Source organism: Sphingomonas psychrolutea, from assembly GCF_014636175.1.
Lineage (GTDB): Bacteria > Pseudomonadota > Alphaproteobacteria > Sphingomonadales > Sphingomonadaceae > Sphingomonas > Sphingomonas psychrolutea.
This window is the reverse complement of sequence record NZ_BMDW01000040.1, coordinates 1-7,794: the sequence shown is the minus strand read 5'-3', so window position 1 is coordinate 7,794 and position 7,794 is coordinate 1. Positions and strand designations below refer to the sequence as shown.

Annotated in this window: 7 protein-coding genes; 5 read left to right on the top strand and 2 right to left on the bottom strand. The window is 58.0% G+C overall.

Annotated features, from left to right (window positions below):
- The coding region (locus IEV62_RS18315; RefSeq protein WP_229733394.1) for a hypothetical protein at nucleotides 1-237 on the top strand (237 nt) is incomplete at its 5' end.
- A gap of 23 nt (nucleotides 238-260) precedes the next feature.
- On the opposite strand, the gene IEV62_RS18310 is transcribed toward IEV62_RS18315, so the two are convergent.
- A complete protein-coding gene (locus IEV62_RS18310; protein ID WP_229733393.1) occupies nucleotides 261-941 on the bottom strand; it encodes a hypothetical protein in 681 nt (226 codons plus the stop codon).
- A gap of 146 nt (nucleotides 942-1,087) precedes the next feature.
- Complete coding sequence (locus tag IEV62_RS17860; RefSeq protein WP_188449915.1) at nucleotides 1,088-1,681, bottom strand: HNH endonuclease; 594 nt, start codon at nucleotides 1,679-1,681, stop codon at nucleotides 1,088-1,090.
- Nucleotides 1,682-2,015: 334 nt separating this feature from the next.
- On the opposite strand from IEV62_RS17860, the gene IEV62_RS17855 reads away from it, so the two are divergent.
- The 4 genes from IEV62_RS17855 to IEV62_RS17840 all read left to right on the top strand — a co-directional run bounded on the left by IEV62_RS17855 (nucleotide 2,016) and on the right by IEV62_RS17840 (nucleotide 7,721).
- Nucleotides 2,016-4,895: an SNF2-related protein gene (locus IEV62_RS17855; protein WP_229733391.1), complete on the top strand. Its 2,880-nt coding sequence runs from the start codon at nucleotides 2,016-2,018 to the stop codon at nucleotides 4,893-4,895.
- Nucleotides 4,896-4,898: 3 nt separating this feature from the next.
- Nucleotides 4,899-6,380 carry a GcrA family cell cycle regulator gene (locus IEV62_RS17850; protein WP_188449913.1) on the top strand — a complete coding sequence of 494 codons (1,482 nt, stop codon included), beginning with the start codon at nucleotides 4,899-4,901 and terminating at the stop codon, nucleotides 6,378-6,380.
- Entirely contained in the window at nucleotides 6,377-7,117 is a 741-nt protein-coding gene (locus IEV62_RS17845; protein ID WP_188449911.1) for a DUF3800 domain-containing protein, read from the top strand. Before IEV62_RS17850 ends, IEV62_RS17845 begins: the two co-directional genes overlap by 4 nt.
- A 175-nt stretch (nucleotides 7,118-7,292) precedes the next feature.
- Nucleotides 7,293-7,721: a DNA methyltransferase gene (locus IEV62_RS17840; protein ID WP_188449909.1), complete on the top strand. Its 429-nt coding sequence runs from the start codon at nucleotides 7,293-7,295 to the stop codon at nucleotides 7,719-7,721.
- Nucleotides 7,722-7,794: the final 73 nt, after the last annotated feature.

Here is a 7,794-nt window from a genome sequence, read left to right as displayed (position 1 = left end):
TACCCGTTCCAAATCCATTCCATTGCGGAATCGCCACTATGGGCCAACATTATCGGCGGAAAACCGTGGGTTCGAGACGGTGATTTCCGACAGGGTTTTGGAATGGTCAGGATTTCAAGAATGAGCATCGTGATTCAGATGGATCACGATCCTGCACGCTCGGCTCATGGCGATGTCGATGAAGATAAAGGCCGCGCCGAGGCGCGGCCTCATCCCCTATCGAGAGCAGAAAAGTGATGCTCCAGATAGTCGGTGTCGTGTTATCTCGATCCGGAGGCCGGGATTTCGAGTGCGGCAGCGATGGCGGGATCGAGCCGATAGGCAACGGCTTCTCTTGCTCGCCCGCTAAACTTCAAGATCCCCGGTTTACCACCATCGGCACGAACGAAGCGGCCACCTTGCGCATGAACGAGAATCGCTCGTGCGAACGCCTCGATGTCGGTCGGCATCGCATCACGGGCTTTGCCGATCTGGAAGGTGCCGTTGATGATGGCGGGAAAACGTTCGTTGCCTTCGGTATCGACGAGGGCGAAGCGGGGATCGTAGTTCATATGGCCTCCTGTGGTTGAGGCCGAACCAGCTACATACGCGCTGGGGCGTTGACCAATGGCTTTTTCGTTACGAGGTTGAGCATTGAGCGCTCGAGCCTTTTCGCGGCGTTTTTGTCGGATGAGGTTGGCCTGTTCGTGTCTTTCCTCGTTCTCCCGCTCGAGCAGCTTCATGTTTTGAGCGCCTGACACCGAGGCCGCGACCGCCGCGAGTAGCAAGACGACCATCAAGGCCCCCACGATCCACGCGACGAACACCAGCACTTGCGCAGTAGCGGATATCAGCAAGAACAGCGGGATGCCCGCGATCATGCCGAACGCGAACGAGGGGCGGCGGTAGAAGTTAGAGTATCGCATTTTCGTTTGTTCACCCCATGATCGGCGCTGGGTCATCGGTCACGGCCAGTATCGCCAGCCCCTTCAGGTCCACATATCCGCGTTGGCCTTGTAGGATATGGCATCAACAAAGTCGCGGACCGCCTGGTAGCTGCCGAACCGACCCTTCAAGATGGACTTCAACGCCTCGGGCTCGCTCGCGCCTACTTTCGAGCAGGCAGGCCCATCTTCAACTTGAGCGCCTCGCAGTTGGGGTGCGCCTCTATATTTTTCGAAGGCCTGATGGCATCGGGCAGTTTGTAGGCATCGCGAACATGGCTGGCAGCAATGATGCGTAGGTCGGGATCGACCTTGATCAGTCCGCAGTCGAACAGCGTGTGCATGTCGGCTCGAAGAAGCAGGCCATTGGTCACATGGTTCGTGTGCTCGCCCATGTACGGACTGATATGCGCGGCTTCGAGCACTTCATCGATCTCGCAGGCAGTGATCGCGCAGCGGCGTTCGTAAGCCGCCATCAGACTATTGCGGAAGGATCGTTGCCCTTGCCTTAGGGTGACCATTCGCTCGATTTGGTTGTGGCCATCTTCTTGATTGGTTGGATAGAAGGGCGTCAACCCTGCCAGCGTGGCCAGGTCGTAGCGGTCGGTAGCACACACGACGAACTTGGCATCGGGCGTGGGATCACGCCACTGAACCGCTCGAACGTGCTTCCGCGACGAGTCTGTGAAGATCAGGCGGATGGTCCCGATGGAAAACTTGTTCTCGTTCCGCTCTTGGTGATCGCCTGCGTAACCCATGTCGGCGATGTTGCCCCGAACGCTCAACGAGCACCGAGCACGCCATAGGCTCCTCCCTTCGGACCGAGGACATCGTGCGTCAGGGAAGCGTGACCCCCTTCTTTTTCGAACCACCACGAGGGTAGCAGATCGCTATATCCTTCAGATATGCCATCCAGCCATTCGACGACGAGCATGCCTTGATCTCCTAATCACCTCGCTCGACGATCGGCTCTTGGCCGAACTCGCAAGGTCTAATTGTACTTATCCATTTATGTTTGGCTAGAAAACTGTCTACTTTTCATCTATTAAGCCCAAAAAGTGGCGAATGCTGGTATCGCCTGAACGGAGCGGAATGTCTGAATATCTCCCCATTCAAGCACATTATCATGCGCATCGCTTAACCGTTGCGGGAACTGCCGAAGACGCCTTCACTCGATCGCTTACCTCCGCGCGTGTGGAAATGAACCCGCATCAGGTCGATGCTGCGCTGTTTGCGTTGAAGGCCCCTTACGCGAAGGGCGTCCTGCTTGCCGACGAAGTCGGCCTCGGCAAAACGATCGAGGCTGGGCTCGTGATGTCGCAGAAATGGGCAGAGCAGAAGCAGCGAATATTACTCGTTGTTCCAGCGTCGCTGCGGAAGCAGTGGCAGCAGGAGTTATTCGACAAGTTCTCACTCAGAAGCCGCATTCTTGAATCGAAAACCTACAACGAGATGCGCAAGGCTGGTCAGGCGCGCCCATTCGAAGTTGGTGGTGGGGTCCTGATAAGCTCCTACGAATTCGCGGCTCGGAAAGCTGAGGAGATTCGAGCCGTACCATGGGACCTTGTCGTATTCGACGAAGCTCACCGCCTCAGGAATGTTCATCGCAAAAACACGGCAAAAGGGGCCAAAGCTCTAAAACACGCGGTCGATGGCAGGTTCAAGATTTTGCTCACGGCAACGCCGTTACAGAACTCGCTCATGGAGTTGTTCGGCATCGTTTCGATGATCGACGACACGCATTTCGGCGGTGAGAATGCGTTCCGCGCGCAATATGCTGGAGCGGCAACCTCGCCCGCGTCGCAGGAAATGCTGCGGGAGCGCCTAAAGCTCGTGTGCCATCGCACGCTACGGCGTCAGGTGCAGGAGGCTGGTCATATCAACTTCCGCCAACGTCACGCCGTCACATTTCAGTTTGAGCCGTATGATCAGGAAACCCGGCTATACGAGATGCTTTCCGAATATCTTCAAGACCCTGGCACAATCGCCTATGGTGGCAGAACCAACGCCCTCGTCGTTTTGCAGGCCCGCAAGAGTTTGGGCTCGTCCACTTTCGCTGTTGCGCGCTACCTGGACACGTTGCTCGGTCGACTACGCCTGAAGCAGCGTCCAACAGCGGGGATGACCGACGACTTCGAAGATACGTTCGACGAAGAGCGAGAGTCCGAAGAGGATGACGACGACGCCGATACCGATGTAGTGGACCCTGTTCAGTTAGCTGCCGAGATCGCGCTGGTCGAAGCCATGCGCGATCTGGCGCAGGATATCGGTGTAAACGCGAAGGGCGAGAAGCTCATCCACAACCTACCAGAGGTGCTCGATCGAATCAAAGCCAAGGGCGGCCAGCGAAAGGCGGTAATATTCACCGAAAGCGTCCGAACTCAAAAATATCTCCACCAACTGCTTACCGATCACGGATACGAAGGCCGGATCGTCGTGATGAACGGGTCGAACGGCGACGACGAGAGCCGCGCGATCTATGGCTCCTGGAAAGAGCGCCACTCGGGCACGGACCGCATTTCCGGATCGAAAACGGCGGATATGAAGGCCGCGATCGTCGAGTCATTCAAGAGCGATGACAAGACCATATTGATAGCCACCGAGAGCGGCGCGGAAGGCATCAACCTTCAGTTCTGCTCCTTGCTTATCAACTACGACCTGCCTTGGAATCCGCAACGCGTTGAGCAGCGTATTGGTCGTTGCCATCGCTACGGCCAGTTGGTCGATGTCACCGTCGTTAATATGCTCAACATGAAGAACCGCGCGGAAGCTCGCATCCATCAACTGCTGGAGCAGAAGCTCCACCTGTTCGACGGTGTCTTCGGGTCGAGCGACGAAGTGCTGGGCATCCTGACGGACGGCATCGACTTTGAGAAAGAGGTGCTGCGGATCATGCAAAAATGCCGCAGCGACGAGCAGGCCGACCGTGAATTCGATGAATTGACGGCGCGTATCCAGGACAGCATCGACGCGGACCTTGAAGAGGCCCGCGCGAAAGTCTTGGAGAATATGGATGCGGATGTCGTCGCCAAACTGCATCGTCGCAACGAGGCACTCGCGCAGATATTACCCGAATTCAAACAGCGCCTGTTGATGGTGGCGAAGGGCGAATTGCCCGATGCTGAATTCCCCACCCCAGACAGCGAAAACTTCGGTTGGGACGGCAAGCAATGGACCACGAAATGGCCCTTGGCCGACGAGAACGACTGGCAGTTCTTCCGCGTCAATGAAGGGCTTGGTGACGAACTGATTGAGCGTGCCAAGGCGCGCACCGTTCCGGACGGCGCGGAGATCGTGCGCTTCGATCCAGCGGCTTATCCCTACGCGGGTCAGCTTGGTGGCGTGCCCGAGCTTTCCGGCCAATCGGGCTGGCTCCGCGCATTCAAGGCGACGATGCCGACGCCCGGCGCGGAGCGCGAAGAGGTAATCGTCATCGCCGAAACCGATGGCGGCGAGATGGTGAAGCCGCAGGTCTGCGATAAGATGATGATGGCACCCGCGCAGTCGTTAGGATCGACGGCAAACGACATTCCCCACGATCGGCTGTCGCAGCTACAGGATTTCGAATTCGGCCATTTCTCCGAACGCGTGAAGCAGGAAAATTATGCCTGGCTGATCGAGGAGGAAGAGCGCCTCGGTCGCTATGCGCGCGACATGGAAATCGAGATTGAGGCCCAGATCGCCACGCTCGATCTCGAACTGAAGGATTTGCAGCGCCAGAAACTCTCGCCCAGCCTCAGCATGGAGGAGAAGGTCGCGGTGATGCGCGATATCCGGAAGAGAGAGACGGCGCGCGACGACCTGAAAATGAGCCAATTCGAAGCAAAGAAGGCTGTCAACAAGGATATCGGTGAGAAGCTCGACGCGTTTTCGACCCTGCTCGATCAGCAACCACGGTTGGAGGAGATGTTTACGCTACGCTGGTCTGTTGAGCCGGGCGCAATGGCAGCCGCTCGGGCGAAGGCTCAATAAGAGGTGTTCCCGGAGTTTGGGCAGTCCCCCCTCTCCCTCGAACTTAATCTCGATTCCTACGATGAGTCCTGGACCAACATTGCGGCCTTCCGGGGTCAATCCGGCTGGCTGCTTGTCGCGCGCGCCACGATCCAAAGCGAGCATGATCTACTGCGCGGCAAACTGATCGCCGCCTGCGACGACTATGAAACGCCCATCCCGGCATGGCGCGCGACGCACCTGACCCAATGCCGCTGGGATCGGCTCGATCACTGCTATGAAGATCCGCCCGAAATCCTCGATGACCTTTTGTGCGAGGAAGAGGGCGCATTCTATGCTCGCTGGCAGCGCGAGATGAACACTGGCCTCGCCGCGCTCTACGACCGTGGGCAGCGGAATATTGAGGCGCTGGAGGCAAGGGCTATTGCCCGCACTCGCGTAATCGATTTGCAGATCGCAGATTTGCGGCGACGGCGACGCATGGCCGATGCATCGGACGAAGCCCGCGCGATGTTTACCGAAATCATCGCTGAACTGGAGGCCGAACACGATCACGCAATAGCTCAGCTTGCCCGGCAACGTGCCGCGCTTCGCCGTGAAGCCGATGCGACCGAGGAGACCCTGTGGCAGCGCACCGATGTCCTGATCGAGGTCGAACCGCTGTGCCTCGTCCGCTGGCATGCTAAGAGCAATCATAGCGCCGCGCATTTGCTGGACCCGGAGCAGTCGGGATCGGGCGGCATAAGCCTGTTACGGGTCCAGCGAGCGGACCTTGTTGCCGTGGCCCGGCGACGGGCGAAAGAGGCGCTCGAGGAGGCGCGCCGGGTCGAAAAGACACGCGCGGAAGTCTTGGCGAAGACTGAGGCGGCGGAGTTGTCCAAAAAGCCTTCCCCGCAACCCGAGTCCGTTGCCAAGCCGCCACCTTTCAGTCGCGGCAAGCTACCGAAGGCATCCCCATTTCTGCGGAAGCTGGCAGCGGCATCTAAGGCTGCACCGGTTATCAGTGTGCCGCAGCCAAGCCTTCCGCAGGTTGTCGTCGCGGCCCCGAGTCAGCCGAATCACGGCAAACTCGCCATCGAGCGGGACCTACTCGCGGCGATGGTGGAGCGGCTGGAGGAGAGAGGGCGCAAGTTCTTTCTGGGCTCTCGCAAGTATCTCCAGAATAAAGAGGAACGCGCCGAACTGACGGGCCGTATCGCCGCGCTGGACGCGGTGATAGCAGCGCATGGCGGGCCACCGGAAATTGGCACCATCCGATCATTGCCGAATCCTCCGCCTACAGAACTGCCCGACGATCAGCCGAACGCATGGCCAGTTGATCGGGTGGAGATGCTGCGGCGGTTGTGGGGGCAAGGCATGTCGGCAAACGACATCGGGCGGGCCATTGGCGGTGTCAGCCGCAACGCGGTGATCGGCAAGGCGAAGCGGCTTGGTCTGCCGATTCGCGCACAAACCGAGATACCCGCGAGACAAGCGACCGAGAACAAATTAGCAGCGGAATCATGACCGACGCTTTCCCCTATTCCGATTACACGGTCTTTGCCGACGAGAGCGGCGATCATGGGCTGGATAAGATCGACCCGGAGTTTCCAATGTTCGCCCTGTCCTTCTGCATGATCGAGAAGGCCGAATATGTTGGGAAAGTGGTCCCCGCGTTCCAGCAGTTCAAATTCGACTTCTGGGGCCATGACGGCGTAGTCTTGCACGAGCATGAAATCCGCAAGCGCAAGGGTCCATTCACCCTACTGCTCACCAACCCGGATTTGCGCGCCAGCTTCTATGACCGGCTGAACGGCTTGATGGCCGATACGCCCATGTCCATCGTCGCGTCGGTGATCGACAAGGTGAAGCTGAAAGCGAAATACGCCCACCCTTCCAACCCTTATGAGATCGCGCTCCTGTTCTGCATGGAAAGGCTTCTGGAGCAGCTTCTGGCCAAGGGGCAGGCGGAGCGAGTGGTCCATGTGCTGTTCGAGAGCCGGGGCAAGCAAGAGGACGCCGATCTGGAACTGGAATTTCGCCGCATATGCGCGAACCAGCGCAATTGGGGATGGAAGCAGACCGATTTTACCCAAATGCGGTTTGAGCCGATTTTCATCAAGAAAGCCGCCAACTCGACCGGCCTCCAGCTATCCGATCTGACCGCGCGACCGATAGCCCTGCACTATATGCGGCCCGATCAGGCCAACCGCGCCTATGAGACCATCACGACCAAGCTGGGAGGCGTGAAATGCTTTCCGTGAGCGTCGCGCATAGCCCCGAAAAAACAAAAGGACCCCAGGTGTTCCCAGAGTCCGATTGCCGACCGGGTAAGTCCCAATCCAACGCCGCATATCGGCCATCCGCGCCAAAAAGTCAAGCAAAGCGGTATGCGCTGGCCCTCCGTGGCACGCGCTGGCACACCGCAAGGGTATCAGTATGACGAACAAAACGAAACTTGAACTAACATGGCCCGGCAAGGAGGAGCGCCCCAAGCTGGAGCCGCGCATCCTGATCGAGCATCCCGAAAAGAGCTATCACGCGGCTACGCGCGGTGAGGACGACGTGTTCGATAATTTGCTCATCAAGGGGGATAATCTGCTGGCGCTCAAGGCGCTGGAGGCAAGCTATGGCGGCGAGGTAAAGTGCGTTTACATTGATCCGCCCTTTAATACCAAACAAGCTTTCCTTCACTATGACGATGGTATGGAACATTCGCTTTGGCTCACGTTGATGCGTGAGCGACTGGAATATATCCGGGCGCTGTTGAGCGGAGACGGCACGCTCTTCATTCACATTGACGACAATGAAGTCGCCTACCTAACTGTGTTGTGTGAGGCTTTGTTGCATAACGTCGCGAGAGCATAACCGCGCTTTTACTTGAAGATGTTATGAGAGGCGGACGGTCACCGGTGTTCCTATTTCGGAGAAGCGATTCAGG